Below are 18,873 nucleotides of genomic sequence, written 5' to 3'. Positions count from 1 at the left end.
GTTCAAATCAGCGCGCGCCCGGCAAGGAAGGAGCACCCCCGGAGCGGAGACCGGCAAGCTTTTCGATGAAAGCAAGCCCGGCGGTAGTGCCCTGCCAATGGCGACGCAATGGCTCCGGGCCTGCCGAACGGACGGCGAAGCGCAGGGCGACAGCGAGGATGATGATGTCATCGGCATACCCGATCACCGGTAGGAAATCCGGCACCAGATCCACCGGGATGAGCAAATAAACGAGTAGCAGCGCCAGTTTAACCCGCACTCCACGCTGCACGGCCTTGTCGGTGATCAGTCCTTGCAACAGGCGCAGCAGATCCGGCAGCAACTGCAGGGCATCGCGCAGGCCTACGGTGCCGGGGTACCTTCGCGCATAAAGCCACAAGGGCCACCAGCAGGATCGCATAGATGCCAGCCAGGCCGGCCAGTGTCCCCAATAGGGCCTGCCACCAATACATGGGGCTAGTCTCCGGTGTCCGGAGCTTCGGGTTCGGTAGGGGCATGGAGAGTGGCATAGACCTGCTCCGCGTATCCCTCGAGGGAACCCACGCACTGGCGCAGAAGTTCGTCGGCAGCCTGGGCTTCGGGCAATTCAAGGACATCTCGGCTTTTGAGTTCGCGGTGCCAACGGCGTAGCCGCTCCAGGCTTTGCTCTTCCTCTTCGAGTTCGGCCAACGTGAACTTTTCGATGCGGATTTCCTTGGCGATCTCGGCCTCGAACTTGGCGCAGTCGCCGGAGAATTCGCGCCATTCATCCAGCCGCAGGGCCATGAAGGCCGCACGCAACGCATCCCCACCGGGGGCCTGCGAGGTCGTGGGCAGCACCAACACGTCTCCGGACCCTCGACCGGCCAGTTCGGCGACCTTCGCCACGGCCTTCGTGAAGTGTGGGGTGTCGGGAACGGTCCAGACTCCCGAGGTGACCGGGGCCGCGCCGATTTTCCTCAATTCGCGCCAGACGGCCACTCGGTTCTTGGAAGTGTCTCCGGTCATTCTGACAACAAGTACTAACCAGTTCATTTGAAGAATCGTACATTAATACCCCACTGAAGTAACAACTGTTACATCGCGGAGTGGACGGATGGTTTCGTTGCTGACAGTGCTCGTGCCGCTTGAAAGGAATTGGCCACGAGCAGTGACGGCAGTCCCCGCGGTCGGTTTGCGACAAAACCGCAATCCGCGTCGACACGGTGAGGTAGCGTTGTCCCCTTGAATCAGCTGCCTTACCGGTCGGTTTTGGTGACGCCGTGGTCGCCGTCGCGGCGCACATCGGTGGCCCCGTCGAGGGTCCCGGTGTCGTAGTCGACCCAGAGCGCCTGGATCGACCCGAAGACGCCGTCGGATCGGGTGGTTTCCCGGATCTTCCATTTATTGGCCCGCGCCAAGGCCTTCATGCTCTTGGTGGCTTTGCCTTCCACGGCAAGAATCCCACCCTGCAGGTGGAAGCGTGGCCCGTCCACGGCATCCTGGACGGTCTGGTCCTGCAGCAGGACGGGGACCAGCACGGAGGCCAGGATGTTGGGGATTTGCTGGCCGCCGGGGGTTCCAAGTCCCATGACCACGCGGCCTTGCCCGTCCAGGACCATGGCGGGGTTGGACCAAGTGACGGACTTCCGGCCTGGTTCCGGGCGATTCGCGGGCGAATCGACGGTCTTGAACCTGCTGAGCTGGTTATTCAGGAAGAATCCCCCGACGACATCACTCTTGGTCCCTCCCCAGAAGCTGGTGATGGTGTTTGTCATCGACACGGCCATGCCGTCGCGATCCACGACGGAGAGATGGGTCGTATTTCCCGGATCGATGACTCCGGCGGGGGAATCCTTGGAACCGGTGTCTAGTTGGCTGCCGATCTTGAGGTTCCGTTCGCGGTCAAGGACCTCCGAGAGGTCCACCTTGACAAAGCGCTGGTCCCCGAAATTCTCCGTGACGGTGTCGCTGGCGTTTGACCATGCTGCCATGAGTTTGTCCACGTAGGGCGCGGACCCGGGAGCGTCGGAGGCTATGCCGGCGCCTTCGGCTTGCTGGAGCATCTGGATCAGTCCGGCCCCCGGCAGGGCGGGAGGCGCGGTGACCACCGTGTAGTCTCCCACGTCTCCGCGGACGGGTTCGAACTTTTCAGTCTGGTAATCGGCAAGTGTGGCTGCATCGAGGCCCTTGACCTGTGTCAGCTGCTTGGCGATCGACCCTTCGTAGAATTCGTCACGTCCCCCGGCGGCCAGCGTCTGGATCGTCTCTGCCAGTTCTGCTTGTTTGAGTGTTTCGCCCTCGCGGAGTACGCGGCTGCCATCTTTGGTGCGGAATTGCCGGTGCTCCGAAACGATGCTCGATCCGATCCCGTCGTTCATGCGCTCACCCAGGAACTTGGTGATCACAAAGCCGTCGCGGGCGAGCTCCTCTGCCGGCTGCAGGAGTTCGTCCCACGGCAGCGAGCCATAGGTTGCATGCAGGGTCGCCATGCCGTCGACGAAGCCGGGCACCCCGGTCCCGGAGGCAGGGATCTTCCCGCTGGTGCCCACGACCTCGCGGTAGTCGAAGGCGGCGACCTCCTTCTCCGGTTCCGCGATGAGGGTGACGCCTCCACCGCCGATCCCCGAGGCATGGGGCTCGACCACCGACACGGCAAAGGCCGTAGCGATGGCCGCATCGGCGGCATTGCCTCCCCGCTCCAGGATCTCCATCCCGACCTCCACCGCCTCGGGATGCCCGGCGGCGATGCCCTCCTGCGCCAGCATGGTCCCCGCTGGCGCCGTCACCGCAGGGGCGGTTTCCGGACTGGAACCCGTCCCGAGGGGGGCGGAGAACCTCTCTGCGAGCGGCTGGCTTGAACAGCCCGCCAGGAGCAGGCCGACGGACAATATTCCGACGACCGTTTGCCGGACGCCCCAGTGTTTCCGCGTGTTGCCGAATCCTGGGCGCTTGGAAGGCGTGCGGATATTTTGTTTCATCGTTCGGTCTCCTGGCTTGGTGGCGGGCGGCGCCGCGAACGGATCATGAGGATCGTGCCCACGAGTGCCGTCAGGGCCACGAGTCCCGCGAGCCCGAGCAGCCCCGGCGACCAGAAACGATGCTCTTCACCGGAATCCTCGTCGTTTCCGTCGTTTGTTGGCTTTGGGTTTTCGGATCCTGGCGGGGCGGCGTGGAATTGCACCGCCGTTTCCTGCGGTGTTGTTGTCAGCATAGGTCCTTGCGCGGGTGGTCCGCCGAGAAGCCCCGCATGTGCCTGGCCCCCCGTGATGCCCAGGACCAGCAAAAGGAGCACCGTGGCCATTGCGATGGTGGCGGCCCGGACCAGCGGACGACGATGTCCCTGGAAAAATCGGGTGGAGTTAGCCATGGTGTCCTGACGAGGCGGCGGGGCGTTGGATCATGATGGCGGGAAGCCGGAGTAACCGCTCGAGGGGCCCCTGTCCCCGGGCGGGAACCCACAGATGTGCGCAGATGATGCAGAACGTGGTGATGAGTGCGGCGAAGGCGATGCCTTCGAGGGTGCTGTGCGGATCGGGCCGCACGAAGATCGCCAGCAGCACCAGGTGCATGACATACATCGTGAGCGAGAGCCGTCCCAGGTGAACGAGCGGTAGCGCATGCCGCTCCAGCCAGGGCTCCACCAGCAACAACATCCCGATGACAGCGCCGGCAGAACCAATCCCCGACAGCAGCCACAGGGGCGCCTGGGAATGGTCGTAGCTGGCCAAAAGCCTCGCGAAGCCGCCACTGGTGGGATCGATCCCCGTCATCCGGATCAGCAGGCGCGAGAGCACGATTCCGCCGGCCGCGGCGGCCATCCCGCCGAACAAAAGAATTAGCTGGATCCGGCGGTGGCGCAGGTCCAGCCGGCTGAGGGTCAGGCCAGCCACCAGCGGGACGATCCACACGAGCGCCGGGTAGGGTCCTGTCACCAGGATTCCATCGAGGATCCCCAGCGGATTGCCGGAGAGCAGGATCGGGGTTCGGCTGAACCTCTCGCCGCGCAGGACCAACAGTCCCATCCAGAGCAAGGGTGCGGCAAGCATGAGGATGCCGGTGAGGCAGGCGAGAACCGTGGTGCTCAGGCGGGTGAGCGGTATCCCCACGAGGAACAACACCCCGTAGACCGTGAGGATGACACTGACCCCGTGGTTGATGGGTTGCAGGGCCAGGCCGAACCCGAGCAGCAGAAGCGCCCGCCACACCAGCGTGGTCCATTGTTGGCGCCACGGGCGATGCTTGGCCGGATGCGTCAGCATTCCGAGCCCGATCCCGGCCAGGAACACGAAGAGCAAGGAGGCCCGGCCAAAGGGAAGCATGAAGATGCGTTCGAGCAGGTCGTCCGCTTCCTGCGGCCCGACGTTCACGGCGATCATCCCGATGACGGCCAACGCCCGGGAAACATCCAAGGCGGCGGACCGTTTCGGCGGGGCGGAAGGGGGTGAATGGAGGGGCGTTGGCGTTTGCGTATTCACGAAGCGTCAGGTCCTGTCTGCGTGTGGAGGGCAGTCCCCGGCGGTATGTAAGCGCGTCGGAGTCCGGGGGAACCGACAGCTATGACCGACACCTATGACAGTATATGCGGATGCACGGGGCAGCTTTGAGGCCACCCCTCCGGTCGAACCCGGGTTCATTGAGCTGGCTGGGGAGGTCCTGGGCCTGTTTTAGGATCCCACCCGCGTCCGGATTCCCTTGCTCTCGAACACGGTGCGGAGCTCTCGGTGGGCGAACCGGCCAAGATTGTCGAGAAGTCGCCCTCGGGAGTCTCCCAGCACCTGGCGCCGCTGCGCATGGCGCGCATGGTGACTACGCGCCGGGACGGAACGAAAGTGCTTTGCACGCTCATCGCCCGACACCCGACGCGGGCTAACCTCAAGGCCACCCGGCAGGCTGATCACATGATCGGTTCCGGAAACCAGATCCCCGGCCTCACGCCGCCCAGGGCCGACCCCGAGTTTTGCTCCGGCGGCCGCGGGGCCGGCAATGTGGCTTAGGCCGCGATTGCGCTGCTTCGTGTTCTGATATCGTCCTTCGGGCTTTTCGTTGCCCCGATTCTTGCCCGGATAGAGGCCCAAATCACCCGCATCGATTCCTGGAATGCTCCACCCGTGCCTCCGGGAGAGCTGCCATGGTGGTTCTACTCGGTGGCCCCGCGTCCGAGCGATTCAAGAAGTTCGTTGCAGGCGTTTTCGCAGCGGCGGCACGCCTCGGCACAGACGCGGCAATGTTCGTGCATATCGGCGTGACGTTCACATTCATCGGCGCACCCTTTGCAGGCTGCCGCGCAGGCTGCCAATACGGCTTGGGTGATATGGGCGTCATACCCGGTCCGCCGGGAAAGGATGTTTCCGGTGGTGGCGCAGATGTCCGCACAGTCCAGATTGGTGCGGATGCACTTGGTCAGCTCAGCGACCATGTCTTCACTCAAACAGGCATCGGCACAGGCGGTACAGGTCTGCGCGCATTCAAAACAGGCGGCGATGCATTCGGCAAGTTTTTGACGGTCAATGCCACCGAGATCTTTCGGATAGGTCTCCAGCATTGAAGTGATATGACTCATCATTCTGCTCCTACTCCATGGACGCAAGGAAAACCGGCGGACCGCCGCCCCTCCTCAACAACCGTACCTTTGCCACTCCCACGCGGCCACCCCTTTCCTTACCGGAATGCGAGAACCAAACGAAGCCGTTCACCATTCACCCCGGTCATCCTCGGTCCAGGCGACGGCATTCCCGCCAGTTCCCCAAGCACGTCCATTCTCGCCCAATGGGTTGCTGACCTCGGCGTTGCCCTGGTCCAGCCAGATCCACCCCAGGTTAGGGCGCGGACCGACGCTTAATATCCGGCTGCATAAACCTGAAGAGAACCGTACTTTGAAGCCTTCGAAATCCGAAGGGCGACAAGGTGCCCATCCGTTGAGGTGCCCTACCGCCGGAAGCGATCTACACGTCATAAGGTGGTGAGATTTACGAGGGCAGCGTTCTTCCCCCCGGTGCTCCCCGCGATTGCCGTTTCGCACACAAGCTATCGTAAAATGGATCGAACCGAACCGAACCGAACAGAGCCTGGCCAACGGGACTCAGGGCATCGGTGTCGGACTGACTCACTATTTACGGTCTTGTCGGTGTTGCGATGTTTCCGGCTGCAACACCGGCCGGGGTTACTCGGGCAAATATCGGCACCGAGGGCATGCGACCCAGTGGCACGGTCCGAACGGTTTGCCAGAATGTTGCATATGAGCTGGTCCGAAACGCTTTTCAGGGAAGGAAGCCCGCCATGATAAAAAACCGAGCATTCTTGCCGTTGATGTTTCGTCCTACTTGTGTTCTGATCGCACTGTTCCTTGGCCTACTCGGGATGCACGTTGTTGGTGTGGATCACCATGTTTCGCAGGCGACTCATAATCCCCCGGCCGGCGTTATCGCTCAGGAATTAATCCTGGATTCCGCTCATGCCTCGAACCTATTCTCAGTCCTGACTCAGCACGCCCCGGCCGACGATACCCCTGCTTCGTTTGGGGGGGATTCCGTTGGTGGTGTGGAGTCAGCCTTGATCGGCATATGTGTTCTTGCCCTCTCCATCGGCGGACTTTTTTTCCATCGTGTTTCGAGGGCAGTCCGATCCGTACCGGGTTGGGGATTGCCTGCCCCGCCCGTTTTCTGGATCCCCCGGGTTCATGCACACACAACGCCTTCGCTAATTCAGCTATCGATCAGTCGCACGTAAAGCAGTGGTAAGGCCTCGAGGCCAGCCATCTTTTGTCGTACCCTTTTTCGACAGCGCAGCGGAATCAAGAGCACGACTCCTGTCCGCAATGGATTCGATCCATGGATCGCCGTTTTTCACGGTCCCCGCTACCCTTTTTTGCCGCGTTGTCGAATCGGGCGTACCACGCTGTCAGTCGGCAGCCACCCTCACGGCATCATTCCTTGCCGTGCCCAGCATCGAGCACCTCGACCGCTTGGACTCGGCAAACCCCTTTTCTGTGGCCTGGCATCACCATGGCTAAGCGAACATCGCTCAGCTGGGGATCCCCCGCCACGAGGCAGAGCTATCGGCCATAGAAGAACTACTTCTGGTCAGCCAATAGGATCTGCCTGCCGACTGACATGTTCCGTCCACGGCACGCTGCCATCATCCACGAACTTTGAGTGAGCTGCGGCACCTCCGAAGCCCAATCCAGCAGGCCCGTTCCTGCGCTGTTATCCCTGGAGAACCATGTCTTCCACCCTGACCATATTTTCTCGCTCCCGAAAGTGGACTGCGATGTCCATTGCCTTACTCGCCACCTTGGGGCTTGCCGCGTGCGGCCAGACCCAGAAGTCGAAGGCAGACGAACAACCACCGGCCAATCCGTATGGCCATATCCATGCCATCACCGTCGAAGAATCAACCCAACGAGTCCTGCTCGCTACCCATAACGGCCTCTTCGACGCCACCGAGACCGTTCCAAGACCAATCGGCCCACCTATCGACCTGATGGGATTCACCATCTCATCAAACGGAACCTTCTATGCTTCAGGACATCCAGGGCCGGGCGTGGAATTGCCCAACCCCTTGGGTCTGTTGAAATCGACCGATGGCGGGGAATCGTGGACACCCCTCTCGCGACAGGGTGAATCCGATTTCCATGCCATGACGGCCACGAGTGACCAGCTGGTCGGATTCGACGGAATTCTTCGGTCGACGGTGGACGGCAAGGAATGGTCGGACATCGGACCGATGTCACCTTCCCCATATGCGTTGGCGGGAAGCCCCGACAACACGGTGGTTCTGGCCACCACCGAGGAAGGAGTGTGGCGATCCATCGATGGCGGGCGAACCTGGTCGGCTCCGGCTGGTGGACCGCAACTCCTCACCGCCGCATTTGCGGATCAGATGACCGCCGTTGGTATCTCACCGGAAGGAAGCGTGTATCTCAGCGACGATGCCGGTCTTTCCTGGCAAAGAACCGACGCCGAGGTAGACCAAACGTCGGCCATTGGGGCCACCAGTGAAGCAGATGGGCGCCTTTCCATCTGGATGGCCATGGAACGTGGCCTGGTCAAGTTCGCATACGACGGCATCACTCTTACCGAGGAAACCCGATGAACCAGATTTTCCCGATGTTCCCCAGCGCGCGATCCATGGTGATGGTCAGGGGTGCCACGGATCAAGACCTGCGATTAATGGCTTCTGACATGATCCGGTATTTGCCTGACGGGCTGTTCCCTCGGCTGGGACAACGCTTCGTCACGCTGTGGATGAGAACCTTTCTCACCCAACAACAGGGGGTTGCCCTTGTCGCTGTAACGAACGATGTCGCGCAGCAACAAGTTGGTTTCCTGATTGGTTCAACCCACCAAGTCCGTCACGTCGCGGATGTTCTCAACAACCACAAGTGGAGTCTCCTGCTCTCGGGAACTGCAGCTCTTTCCATCCGGCCGCGGGTGCTTCTTCAATTCCTGCGCACCCGGGCCCGCCCGTATTTGCGTCGCATAGCGGGACGACCGTCCAGCCCAAGTGCCACTACCACCAAGTCCGAGCCGGCAACGGCGGTCATTACCTCGCTCGTGGTGCTGCCAACGGTGCGGGGCGGGGGTGTAGGAAGTCTTCTGGTGGATGAATTCCTCGCGCAGGCCAAACGAGAAGGTTCGTTCCGGGCAGAACTGGTAACCACGGCCGGGGCTGCTGGGGCGGGAGTCTTCTACGAAAAGATCGGCTGGGTCCGCGCCGAGGAGCGGTATTCAAAGGACGGCACAGAGATTCAAACCTATCGCCATTCCCTGAAGGAGGCGGAGGCGGGCGTCAAGGTGGCGTGCCTGCAGTCCGATGTCCAACGGCACCTAACCAAGAGCATCGCCTCTTCCCAGGAATCCGAATTCAAGGACACGAATGACCTGCTCTCCACCCTGTAGCGAGTCCTGACCCTTTTTGTGCTGGTGGATCCGCAGAAATGCGGATCCACCAGCGACCACATTTTCTTCCCTGTTCGCTATGGCCCGACATTTTCCCGCATCTCGCCATACCGTGCTCATTCAATCAGTCTGGAGCTGAACCTATCATGGGTGGACACCACCACGCCGACGTACTCGTTGACCCGGCCCGGCGCCGACGCGCCAACCTCATCCTCTGGATCCTGCTTGCCCCTGTGGGGGTGCTGGCGTTCATCGCAACCATCATGCTCTGGCCCAGCGGCGACATCGCCAAGTCCCCGCTAAACGACGTTTTTGACACCGCAAGCGGGGTAGAGCTATCCACCGGAACCGTCACCCGGACCGTCAGTGAAACCTGTCCCTCCACCCAGGGGATGGACGAGGCCGGCGGCCAGGAACTGTTGTGCGAGATTTCCTATGTCACCCCCGAGGCGGGTGGCGCCTCCTTCGCCCTGGAAGTTCCGCCGGAAACGACCCAGTCCCGGCCACTCGAGGCCGGGGACAAGATCAAGTACCTCGACCTCTCGCACACCACCGATACATCCGCGCCGTATGTCTTCGTTGATTTTGTGCGCTCGACCCCGCTGGCCCTGCTGGGCATCGCCTATGCGGTGGTGGTGTGCTGGGTTGCGCGGTGGCGCGGGCTGCGTGCCTTGGCAGGGCTTGCCGGTGGGTTGTTCTTCATCGTCGGATTCATGATCCCGGCGCTTCTGGAGGGCAAATCCCCCATGCTGGTTGGGCTCACGACGTCCACCATCGTCATGTTTGCGGCACTGTATTTTGCCCACGGATTCTCCGCACGGACCTCCACGGCGCTGTTGGGGACGTTGTTCGGGTTGGGTGTCACCGCGGCCATAGCCGTTTGGGCCACCGACGCTGCGGCGCTGACCGGGGCGACCGAGGATTCGGCCATGACGCTGAGTACGGTGGTGCCCGAACTCAGTCTCTCCGGGTTGTTGCTGTGTGGCCTGCTCATCGCCGGCATGGGCGTGCTCAACGACGTGACCATCACCCAGTCCTCCGCGGTCTGGGAGCTGGCGGAAATCGCACCGCATTCCACTGCCCGGCAGCTTTTCACTTCGGGGATGCGTATCGGGCGGGACCACATCGCCTCGACCGTCTACACCATTGCCTTTGCCTACGCCGGCGCGGCACTGCCGATCCTGGTGTTGGTAAGTCTGTACGACCGACCCCTGATGGACACCCTCACCACCGGCCAAATGGCCGAGGAGGTCATCCGGATCCTGGTGGGTTCCATCGGGCTGGTATTGGCCATCCCGGTGACCACTGCCATCGCGGTGGCAGTGGTCAAGGCCACCGGATCCGGCGCCAAACCCTTGGGCCGACGCGCCCTGGAGCCGGCCGTGTCCGAGGTCGACTGATCCGTCGGCACGGCATCAAGGCGCAGCAGCACGACCCCGTCCCGCTCAAGGCTAATGGTTAGGTCAGCTTGGTGACTCGGTCGCCTCCTGCTTGCGGGACAGTCCCCATCCGGTGATTCCGCGCGGCTTGAACACGGACAGAATGAGTGCCACCACTAGCACCAGCAGCGCGGCGCCGGCATGGAGAACCGGGGAAAAGCTGGGAAGGATTTCTCCTGCCGCTGGCGCGGTACCCCTTGCAGCGTCGGCCAAATGGCGCAAAGTCTGCATGTACATCATCAGGACGGCGGTCGCCAGCACGGTGATTAGCAGTTTCATGAGGATCCAGTAGTGCCGGATGAGGCCCCAGGCGGTGCCCAGGGACTGGATGAGGCCGGTCAGCAGCGTGGCAACACTCAGCGGGACCAGGTTCGACCAGCCCATCAGCTCCATTGCAATATAGGCCGCTTGCGCCACCTGCCGGTCCCCGGTCGTCACGGCTGCGATTGCCAGGGCAAGGAATCCGGCGACCGCACCGAGCCAACCCACAGAGCAGCCGATGTGTGCCGTCAATGCTGCCTTGCGCAACTTTGGTGCCATGATCACCGCAGATCGGCCTCCGCCATTCCGGAAGGAGCGCCCTCTGTGGAGAAGTGGCGTCCGGGGCCGTGTTCTCCGCCGCTCAGTAGGCCGATGACCAAGAACGCCACCAGGACCAGCGCTATGGCCACAAACACCTTGACCCAGCGGGGCGTTTTGGTGGCCGGTCCGCGTGGCGGCCGAGCGCTGCTGGTATCCGAGGGGTGGGAACCGGAGGTTGGATTGTCCATGACGGCCTTCCTTAAGGGGCGCGGGAGCCGGCGAAGGTGCCAGCACCCCTTATTTTACGAGACATATTGTCACGCCACAAACAAAGCGCTGTTACATCGGCGTTCCGTATACTAGGAGTGTGCCTAAGTTATGGAGCGAGACAATCGATGCGCACCGCCAGGCGGTGCGCGGGGCGGTCCTTGACGCCGCCGCGGCTGTGGTGGCCGACCATGGATTGATGTCGGTGACCATGTCGAAGATTGCCGAGAGAACCGGCATCGGGCGGGCCACCCTGTACAAGTATTTTCCGGATGTCGATGCCATCCTTACCGCTTGGCACCAGCGGCAGATCCACGACCACTTGGCCTATCTCTCCGGTGTCCGGGATTCCGCCACTGGCCCCTCCGGGCGTCTGCGTGCCGTACTCGAAGCCTACGCACTGATCACCTTCCGGCACGGCGGCGAGGGTCCGGCGGCCCTACTCCACCAAGGAAACCATGTCGCCCAGGCGCAGGAACACCTCACCGGCTTCCTCGAGGACCTGGTCACGGAGGCAGCAAATGCCGGAGCCCTCCGAAAGGACCTGACCCCAGTGGAACTGGCCGGATACTGCCTGCATGCAACCGCCGCCGCCCGCGAAATGTCCTCCGAGGAAGCCGTGCTCCGCCTCATCCTGGTTATCCTGACGGGAATCCAAGAGCCTTCCGGCGCGCAGGATGCGCATCAACCACCCAGATAGCGGGCCGCCGGCCAGCGTCGGGTATCGGTGTCTGATACTGGTTCGGTACGGAAATTCACTCTAAGGAATTATGAGGAAAATCGACCGCCATGGAACCCATTCAACAGGCCGCTGACTCCTTAGCGTGAATTTCCGGGCGATTCTTCCAGGGGTGGCTTGTGAATTAGTCAAATATCCGACGCTAAGCCAGTGTGGTGTCGGGTAATGATCGTTATCGGGCGCCGGTTGGAGTGGGATTTTGGTTTTAGATGGTGGAGTTCTATCGGCGTTTTGTGGTGGCCGTGTCAGCTGGTGATACTGATGACATGGGTGTTCTGGCGGTTTCGAGGGTAAGCGCGGTCCCGGGCCGCGCCGTTCACCTGGGTTGGCAGGAACGTTGTTACGGTGCTCCGGTCAGCTCAGCGGTCTTCGAAGAGCAGCAACTGCCCAGCGCCGGCGTCGCAGGTCCAGTAGTGGCCCTCTTCGTCAGCACCCAGGCAGTGTCCGACCTTGGGCACCTGAACCTCTCGGATGAGTTCCAGGCCCTGGGGTGAGACCGCCAGGGTGGCGATCGTGGTGCCGGGGTCGCTGCGGACGTAGAAGTGGTCTGGGCCGGGAGAATACGCCGGCAGGGATTCCCCGCCGCCGACTTCGTACTCATCGATTATGTGGCCGTCGTTCACATCCAGCAGCGTGACCTTGCCGTTTTCCGCGCAACTAGCCAGCAGGATACCGTCGCCCTCATCGACCCGCGGGAATCCATGGGTCGCCTCGCAACCACTGGCCCAGCGCGCGGCGACAGTCCGCGCTTTGACGTCGATCTTGGCGACCTCGTTCCCGGCGTGGGTGTAGGCCGTGGCCCCGTCGGAGGTCAGGGTGTGACCCTCGGTTCCGCCGGGTACGGGAACGAAACCGACCTGGCGGGGGGCCGTTTCGAGGTCCTCGTCCACAGTGAAGATCTCGATGCCTTCCCGAGAGGGTTCACTGACCCACAGCTCCTTGGTCGCCGCAGCGTAGCGCACGTAGTCCGCTCCGGCAGCGGTGGAGACCGAGGACATTACTTGGCCTTCGGGATCGAGGACCTGGATCTGCCGCCCGCTGCGGTCCAGCACGAAGATCCCTCCTTGCCCGGCGTCCACGGAGTCCACGGAGCCGGAGAACGGCACATCGGCGGCCTGCCCGGTTTCCGGATCGAGGAGGTAGAGGCCGTCTTCGCGGGCCGGAACCAGCGCCGAACCCATGGCCGCGGCGTACACCACGTCATCGAAGTCGATGTCTTCGCCCGCCCCCGGCAACTCCACCGCCTGCGCCGATGGACCAGGCGCGGTACTGGGACTGCAACCAGCCAACCCGGCCATCAACACCACCGCCGTGGAACCCACCGACAGCCCCCGATGAATCACCCGCATCTCAACCACCCCTTCGCAGAACCACAACATACACCAATAGGTCACCGTGGTTACATGCATATGTCCACATCCAACCCGCGGACCGCACGCGATGTTTCACAACCGCCAGCAGCTCAAAACGCTTGCCTGCTGAGACGCAGAGGGCCCGGATACCGGCCCGCCGTTAGATCTTTTCAGGGCGAGTTTTGAGGTGTTCTCTTGCCTGCTAGAGCTGGAGGACCTTGGCGGTTTCGGACATGATTTCCCGGGCCAGCTGTGGGTTCTCGTTTAGCTTCACGCCGTAGCCGGGGATCATTTCCTTGAGCTTTGGTTGCCATGCGGCGACCTGCTGCGGGAAGCAACGTTCGAGCATTTCGAACATGATCGGTGCTGCGGTGGAAGCTCCAGGGGAGGCCCCGAGCAGGGCGGCGACAGAGCCATCCGATGAGGTGATCATTTCAGTGCCGAACTGCAGGATGCCGCCCTTCGTGGGGTGTTTTTTGATGACCTGCACGCGTTGTCCGGCGGTGATCAGCTCCCAGGCGTGGCCGGTGGCTTCCGGGTAGTACTCGCGCAGGCCTTCGTTCTTGGACTCACGGCTCTTGAGCACCTCGGTGATCAGGTACTTGGTCAGGTCCAGGTTGTCCTTACCGGCCGCGAGCATCGGAACCAGGTTGCTGGGCCGCAGGGACAACGGCAGGTCCAGCAGCGAGCCGCGCTGGAGGAATTTGGTGGAGAACCCGGCGTAGGGACCAAAGAGCAGGGATCGCTTGCCGTTGACGAACCGGGTGTCCAGGTGTGGGACGGACATTGGGGGTGCCCCGACGGAGGCCTGGCCGTAGACCTTCGCGTGGTGCTGGTCGACGACTTCCTCATTGCCGCAGCGCAGGAACTGCCCGCTGACCGGGAAGCCGCCGAAACCTTTGCCCTCGGGGATGCCGGAACGTTGTAGCAGTTGCAGCGCACCGCCGCCTGCGCCGATGAAGACGAAACGCGCCCGCACGGTGGTTTCCTCGTCGGTTGCGCGGTCCTTGACAGAGACTTCCCAGCGGCCATCGGTGCCACGGGCGATCTCGGTGACATCCGTGCCGAAGTTGAGGTCTACGCCGTTCTTTTCCATGAAGCCGGTGAGCTCACGGGTCAGGGAGCCGAAGTCGATGTCGGTGCCGCCTTCTACCCGGGACGCGGCGACGCGCTGCTGTGGGTCACGGCCCCCCATGACCAGCGGGGTCCATTGAGCCAGCGTGGCGTGGTCTTCGGTGTGTTCCATGGTCTCGAACAGCGGTTGTGGCTTCAAGGCCTCGTAGCGGCGGCGCAGGTAATCCGCCGGGCCGTCGCCCCAGACGAAGCTCAAGTGCGGAATCGGGTTGATGAATTTGCGGGGCGCGCCGATGTGGCCGGCAGCGACCATGTGTGACCAGAACTGCCGTGAGACCTGGAACTGCTCGTTGATTTTGATGGCCTTGGTGGTCTCGACCGAACCGTCCGCGGATGCAGGACTGTAGTTCAACTCGCAGAGGGCGGAGTGGCCGGTGCCGGCGTTGTTCCAGGAATCCGAGGCTTCCATCCCTGCCTGGTCCAGGCGCTCATACAGGCAGATGTCCCAGCCCGGTTCCAGTTGCCGGATGATGGAGCCCAGCGTGGCACTCATGATGCCGCCGCCGATGAGAACAACATCGGCAGTTTTATGCGAATAAGAGGCAATGGTTCGGTCGGTCAAGGTTATCCCTCGGTTGTCTCGAATGGTGTGGGGGTCGGTCAGTTAGGGCAAGAATGTCAAGGGCAGGCTCGCGGCGGCGCAGACACCAAGCGTTCGCAACACGCTCCAGCGGAATTTGAAGATCATCACCATTGCCGCGATCGTTAGCAGCAGCGCCCAGGGCAGCAGGCTGGCGAGGACCGGTATCTCCATGCTGACGGGCCCCCATTTGATGGGGCTTGCATCTGCGAAGAGGGTATGGATGGCGAAGTACACACCCAAATTCGCTATCACCCCGACGACAGCTGCAGTGATCCCAGTCAGAGCAGCCGAGAGGGAACGGTTCCCGCGCAAACGTTCAACGTAGGGGGCACCGAGGAAAATGAACAGGAAACTCGGTACGAACGTCACCCAAGTGACTAAAAATGAGGCAAGTATGGCTGCCGTCCACGGATCGAGGGAGCCTGGATCACGGAAGGCTCCGAGGAAGGCCACGAACTGCACCACCATGATCAGCGGCCCGGGGGTGGTCTCGGCCAGAGCCAGACCTCTAACCATCTCACCTGGCACCAGCCATCCGTAGGTGGCAACGGCCTGCTGTGCCACGTAGGCCAGCACCGCGTAGGCTCCGCCGAAAGTGACCAGGGCGGTCCCGGAGAAGAACAGGCCTTGCTGGGTGAAGATGCTTTGGGGGCCGGTCAGGGCGAAGGCGATTCCAACCGGTGCAAGCCACAAAGGGATGCCGAGACCCAAGACCAGAAGGCCTCTCTTCCAGGAGGGTTGAGCGTGGTGCAAGGCGTCATCGGATATCAACGGTTCAGCCGCGTCCGCGGTTTTCTTGGCGGGTGCGTCCATCAGGCCGGGGCGGGCCCGGCCTAGGGCCCATCCGGTGCATGCGGCTGCGGTGATGACCACCGGAAACGGGACATCGAAGATGGTCAGGGCAGTGAACGCGGCCACGGCCATGGCCACGAGGATGGGGTGGTGCAGCGCCCGTTTGGCGATCTTGATGACGGCCTGGGCGACGATGGCCAATACCGCTGCAGCCAGCCCGACGAACAGGGCGGAGATGAGTGCTGTCTCGCCGAAGGTTACGTAGACCGCGGACAGTGCCAGTAAAGCCACCACACCGGGTAGCACGAAGAGCACGCCGGCAATCAGCCCGCCCCGCACACCATTGAGCAGCCATCCGACGTAGACCGCCAGTTGTTGGGCCTCCGGTCCTGGCAGCAGCATGCAATAGGACAGGGCGTGGAGGAACCGGCGTTCCCCGATCCAGCGGTGCTCGTCAACCAGGCTGCGTTGCATGACCGCGATCTGCCCGGCGGGACCACCGAAGGTTTGCAGGGAGATCTTGAACCAGGCTTTGGTCGCTTCCCTCAGGGGAACCAAGTCGTGGATACGGGGTGTGGCGCTCATGCGGGGGTTCCTCCAGCGATGACGCTGCGGCGGATGTAACCGTAGACGGCATCGAAAATTGGGGCTGTCATGCTGAGGACTTCCTTATCGGTGTGTGCCAACGCCAACGCACGCAGGATCAGGTCGAAACCGGCTGCCTCCGGTGCATCGTAGTGATCATCTTCCAGGTCGGCCTCGTGCACGATCGCGGCAATCCGCCACAGCACCGGATCAGCCAGGTCATAGCGACGCAGGATCGTCTCGAACGTGCAATCACTTCCGTGGTGGCCGAGTTCCGCCCCACGCATATCGAAAGCAGTGGCATCGTCGGGGACCTCATCAGGCCCGGAGACAAAGACGAACTGCGCCTGCGGATCAAGATGGCGCACGATCAGCCACGCACACGCCGACCGATCGATATGCACTCCAGCACGGGTCGCCCACCTCACGATGAGACCTCCATCGGAGCAACCAATTCCTGTCCGGCAAGGTCTTTGAGTGCCTGGCGGGCCTGCTCGCGCTGGGGCGGGCGGAAAAAATCGCGGCGTTCGACCCGACGCATCTGCGCCCGCAGTCTCCGCAGGCCGCGCGTCCGTTCAGGTTCAGCGGCATCACGCGCTAACTGAGCCTGCCTGGCAATTTCGGCATACTCACCCGCCCGGGCCTCATTCATCGGCTCAATGACTGAACGCTCCAACGCCCGCGTCGAGGGACGTGCGACCCACACCCCCGCTGTTCCGCCAGCTTCCTCGATTTCTTCGGCCGCCCACTCCAAATGCTCCCGGGTCCGTACATCGGCAGGAAGCGCCACCAACCCGTCAGCAAGCTGCGCCACACCCAACCGCTTGAACTTGCGCCACAACGCCAGCCGCGGAGCCGAGGGCACACGCGGCAACCGGTACGTCAGAAACACCCACTCGCCGGGGGCAGGCACACTATCAACCATGAAAACCATGTAACCACGGTTACGGTACCACTGCAAAACAAGGCGTCCCATTCCGTCGTTGAGCAGATGCAGAAGGTCGATCTTCGTCTCTTGACAATCGCGGATTGGGGGCGCTTAAAGTGTAACCATGGTTACTATCATGACGCGGGAAATGAAGTGGGCAGCTGGTTCTCTGGCGAGCAGCGTGGTGCTGTTGACGGGCCGCACAGCAAACCAAGACGCAGGGCCAGCGGCGACTGCCAACACCGGCGTTCACTCCGAACAAGCAGATCAGCCCGACGCCGCAGCGCCCCCCGAGCTGACGACCGAGACGGACTGGGAAGCCGTCGCCGACACACTCGAGTCTGAAGGGAAGCCGTCAATATCCTCGATCGTGTCCTTGAGCCCATCGCCGATCCATTAGATGACGTGGCGTTCGTGCTGATCGCCGCGGCTGGTCTTTACTGGATCATCCGAGTCCTCGGCGCGGGCCCGAAAGAGCCCGGCCGCTGACCAAGGAACTGCCCTTTCACCTAACCGGGCGTTGAGGACCCCGCTCATTTCAAAATGAGGGTCAGGATTGCTGCGCTGGCCGAGGGATCTGCATGTGGCGTCAGCGCAGCAATCGAAGGTTGCAGAGGCCACCCGAAAGGCCGGCCCAAAATTCTGCGAAACTTCGATGAATTGTCGGCGGGAACCTAACAAATGATGGCAAGTTACTTGCTGAGCCAGTCACCATCGAGCAGCTGGTCACTGCCAACGAACTGATTGCCGCTGGGCACCTAGGGCTTAAGACGGAGGACGCCCGATGCCTCAATGTGGACTGATCAATCTGTACTGATCGCTTGCTCCCGACGCCTGAGGCAACGAGTGCAGTGGGCTACGGAAATGTGTGCAGACGACTTCGGAAGGTGACATCCCGTCGACGTCTGAAAAACGATCGTTCGTGAGACACTCTTCTTCCGGTTTCTTGGCCCGCGGATTCCCGCGGTCGATTTTGTAACGCTTGCCGTGTACGCGCCAATGTAACGCTCAACCGGGTTGGTGATACATTTTCGTCATGCGAATCGGATACGGGCGTGTCTCAACACGCGATCAGCACCCCGAGGCCCAACACGATGCCCTGCGCGCGGCCGGCTGCGAGCAGGTGTTCCTCGACACCGCCTCGGGGAAACTCGCCCGCAGACCCGAACTCGACAAGGCGCTACTCTCGGCCAACCGGTCCGGCGATCAGCTCGTTGTCACCAAGCTGGACCGGCTCGGGCGGTCGCTGGAAAACCTCATAGACCTGTCCAAGACGCTGCAGGAGCGCGGCGTGGACCTGGTGGTCCTGGATCAGGGCATCGACACCTCATCACCCGCCGGACGGATGTTTTTCCAGATCATCGGCTCGATCGCCGAGTTCGAACACGCGCTGATGTCCGAACGAACCCGCGACGGGCTGGCCGCCGCCCGGGCACGCGGACGGACCGGCGGGCAGAAACCAAAGCTCGGTCCCCGCCAGGTCAAGCTGGCAAGGGAAATGTATGAGGAAAAAGATGCCGACGGGAAACGGGCCCATACCGTCGAGCACATCGCCCAGGAATTCGGCGTCAGCCGTCCCACCATCTACCGGCATCTGGCCAAACCATGACCCACGGGCATGGTGCTCCGCAGCAGCACCAGGACAAGTCCGTAGATGGCGGCCTTCCAACTAAC

19 protein-coding genes are annotated in these 18,873 nt (G+C 62.2%); 6 read left to right on the top strand and 13 right to left on the bottom strand.

From position 1 onward, the window contains the following. Window positions 1-7 precede the first annotated feature (7 nt). The 5 genes from Q2T94_RS08065 to Q2T94_RS08045 form a co-directional block, all read right to left on the bottom strand. On the bottom strand, window positions 8-379 hold the full coding sequence (locus Q2T94_RS08065; RefSeq protein WP_302263605.1) for a YkvA family protein: 372 nt from the start codon (window positions 377-379) through the stop codon (window positions 8-10). 77 nt (window positions 380-456) lie between these two features. After that, on the bottom strand, window positions 457-987 hold the full coding sequence (locus Q2T94_RS08060; RefSeq protein ID WP_302263604.1) for a Chromate resistance protein ChrB: 531 nt from the start codon (window positions 985-987) through the stop codon (window positions 457-459). 230 nt (window positions 988-1,217) lie between these two features. Further along, window positions 1,218-2,726: a gamma-glutamyltransferase family protein gene (locus tag Q2T94_RS08055; protein WP_302263603.1), complete on the bottom strand. Its 1,509-nt coding sequence runs from the start codon at window positions 2,724-2,726 to the stop codon at window positions 1,218-1,220. Window positions 2,727-2,935: 209 nt separating this feature from the next. After that, complete coding sequence (locus Q2T94_RS08050) at window positions 2,936-3,328, bottom strand: hypothetical protein (protein WP_302263602.1); 393 nt, start codon at window positions 3,326-3,328, stop codon at window positions 2,936-2,938. Further along, window positions 3,321-4,370: a DUF418 domain-containing protein gene (locus tag Q2T94_RS08045; RefSeq protein WP_302263601.1), complete on the bottom strand. Its 1,050-nt coding sequence runs from the start codon at window positions 4,368-4,370 to the stop codon at window positions 3,321-3,323. Before Q2T94_RS08045 ends, Q2T94_RS08050 begins: the two co-directional genes overlap by 8 nt. Before the next feature lie 312 nt (window positions 4,371-4,682). Between Q2T94_RS08045 and Q2T94_RS08040 the strand changes: the two genes are divergently transcribed. Next, on the top strand, window positions 4,683-4,955 hold the full coding sequence (locus Q2T94_RS08040; RefSeq protein WP_367281533.1) for a hypothetical protein: 273 nt from the start codon (window positions 4,683-4,685) through the stop codon (window positions 4,953-4,955). 143 nt (window positions 4,956-5,098) lie between these two features. Here the strand turns inward: Q2T94_RS08040 and Q2T94_RS08035 are convergent, their stop codons facing one another. Next, window positions 5,099-5,521 (bottom strand): four-helix bundle copper-binding protein, encoded by a 423-nt coding sequence (locus Q2T94_RS08035; protein WP_302263600.1) that lies wholly within the window; start codon window positions 5,519-5,521, stop codon window positions 5,099-5,101. A 1,658-nt stretch (window positions 5,522-7,179) separates the two neighbouring features. Between Q2T94_RS08035 and Q2T94_RS08030 the strand changes: the two genes are divergently transcribed. The 3 genes from Q2T94_RS08030 to Q2T94_RS08020 all read left to right on the top strand — a co-directional run bounded on the left by Q2T94_RS08030 (window position 7,180) and on the right by Q2T94_RS08020 (window position 10,258). After that, window positions 7,180-8,052 (top strand): F510_1955 family glycosylhydrolase, encoded by an 873-nt coding sequence (locus Q2T94_RS08030; RefSeq protein WP_302263599.1) that lies wholly within the window; start codon window positions 7,180-7,182, stop codon window positions 8,050-8,052. Next, window positions 8,049-8,858 carry a GNAT family N-acetyltransferase gene (locus Q2T94_RS08025; protein ID WP_302263598.1) on the top strand — a complete coding sequence of 270 codons (810 nt, stop codon included), beginning with the start codon at window positions 8,049-8,051 and terminating at the stop codon, window positions 8,856-8,858. Before Q2T94_RS08030 ends, Q2T94_RS08025 begins: the two co-directional genes overlap by 4 nt. Before the next feature lie 146 nt (window positions 8,859-9,004). Beyond that, window positions 9,005-10,258 carry a YibE/F family protein gene (locus Q2T94_RS08020; RefSeq protein WP_302263597.1) on the top strand — a complete coding sequence of 418 codons (1,254 nt, stop codon included), beginning with the start codon at window positions 9,005-9,007 and terminating at the stop codon, window positions 10,256-10,258. 63 nt (window positions 10,259-10,321) lie between these two features. Here the strand turns inward: Q2T94_RS08020 and Q2T94_RS08015 are convergent, their stop codons facing one another. Both Q2T94_RS08015 and Q2T94_RS08010 read right to left on the bottom strand, forming a co-directional pair. Beyond that, window positions 10,322-10,837, bottom strand: a complete 516-nt coding sequence (locus tag Q2T94_RS08015) for a DUF2269 domain-containing protein (RefSeq protein ID WP_302266381.1) — start codon at window positions 10,835-10,837, stop codon at window positions 10,322-10,324. A gap of 2 nt (window positions 10,838-10,839) precedes the next feature. Further along, window positions 10,840-11,067: a hypothetical protein gene (locus Q2T94_RS08010; RefSeq protein WP_302263596.1), complete on the bottom strand. Its 228-nt coding sequence runs from the start codon at window positions 11,065-11,067 to the stop codon at window positions 10,840-10,842. A 119-nt stretch (window positions 11,068-11,186) separates the two neighbouring features. Here Q2T94_RS08010 and Q2T94_RS08005 point away from each other — a divergent pair, with 119 nt between their 5' ends. Next, window positions 11,187-11,786, top strand: a complete 600-nt coding sequence (locus Q2T94_RS08005; RefSeq protein WP_302263595.1) for a TetR/AcrR family transcriptional regulator — start codon at window positions 11,187-11,189, stop codon at window positions 11,784-11,786. Window positions 11,787-12,184: 398 nt separating this feature from the next. On the opposite strand, the gene Q2T94_RS08000 is transcribed toward Q2T94_RS08005, so the two are convergent. The 5 genes from Q2T94_RS08000 to Q2T94_RS07980 all read right to left on the bottom strand — a co-directional run bounded on the left by Q2T94_RS08000 (window position 12,185) and on the right by Q2T94_RS07980 (window position 17,247). Next, entirely contained in the window at window positions 12,185-13,066 is an 882-nt protein-coding gene (locus Q2T94_RS08000) for a YncE family protein (protein ID WP_302263594.1), read from the bottom strand. Between the two features lie 313 nt (window positions 13,067-13,379). After that, complete coding sequence (locus Q2T94_RS07995; protein ID WP_302263593.1) at window positions 13,380-14,873, bottom strand: malate:quinone oxidoreductase; 1,494 nt, start codon at window positions 14,871-14,873, stop codon at window positions 13,380-13,382. 42 nt (window positions 14,874-14,915) lie between these two features. Further along, a complete protein-coding gene (gene chrA, locus Q2T94_RS07990; protein WP_302263592.1) occupies window positions 14,916-16,271 on the bottom strand; it encodes a chromate efflux transporter in 1,356 nt (451 codons plus the stop codon). Then, entirely contained in the window at window positions 16,268-16,699 is a 432-nt protein-coding gene (locus Q2T94_RS07985; RefSeq protein WP_302263591.1) for a chromate resistance protein ChrB domain-containing protein, read from the bottom strand. The genes chrA and Q2T94_RS07985 overlap by 4 nt, the downstream gene beginning before the upstream one ends. Continuing rightward, window positions 16,696-17,247, bottom strand: a complete 552-nt coding sequence (locus tag Q2T94_RS07980; protein ID WP_302263590.1) for a Chromate resistance protein ChrB — start codon at window positions 17,245-17,247, stop codon at window positions 16,696-16,698. The genes Q2T94_RS07985 and Q2T94_RS07980 overlap by 4 nt, the downstream gene beginning before the upstream one ends. Before the next feature lie 988 nt (window positions 17,248-18,235). On the opposite strand from Q2T94_RS07980, the gene Q2T94_RS07975 reads away from it, so the two are divergent. Beyond that, the gene (locus Q2T94_RS07975; protein WP_096287908.1) at window positions 18,236-18,808 is read left to right on the top strand and encodes a recombinase family protein; all 573 of its coding nucleotides are present in this window, start codon (window positions 18,236-18,238) and stop codon (window positions 18,806-18,808) included. The last annotated feature ends 65 nt before the right edge of the window (window positions 18,809-18,873 follow it).

This window comes from Paeniglutamicibacter sulfureus (assembly GCF_030512175.1).
Lineage (GTDB): Bacteria > Actinomycetota > Actinomycetes > Actinomycetales > Micrococcaceae > Paeniglutamicibacter > Paeniglutamicibacter sulfureus.
Note: the sequence above shows the minus strand (reverse complement) of the source record. Positions and strands in the feature narration are given on the sequence as shown.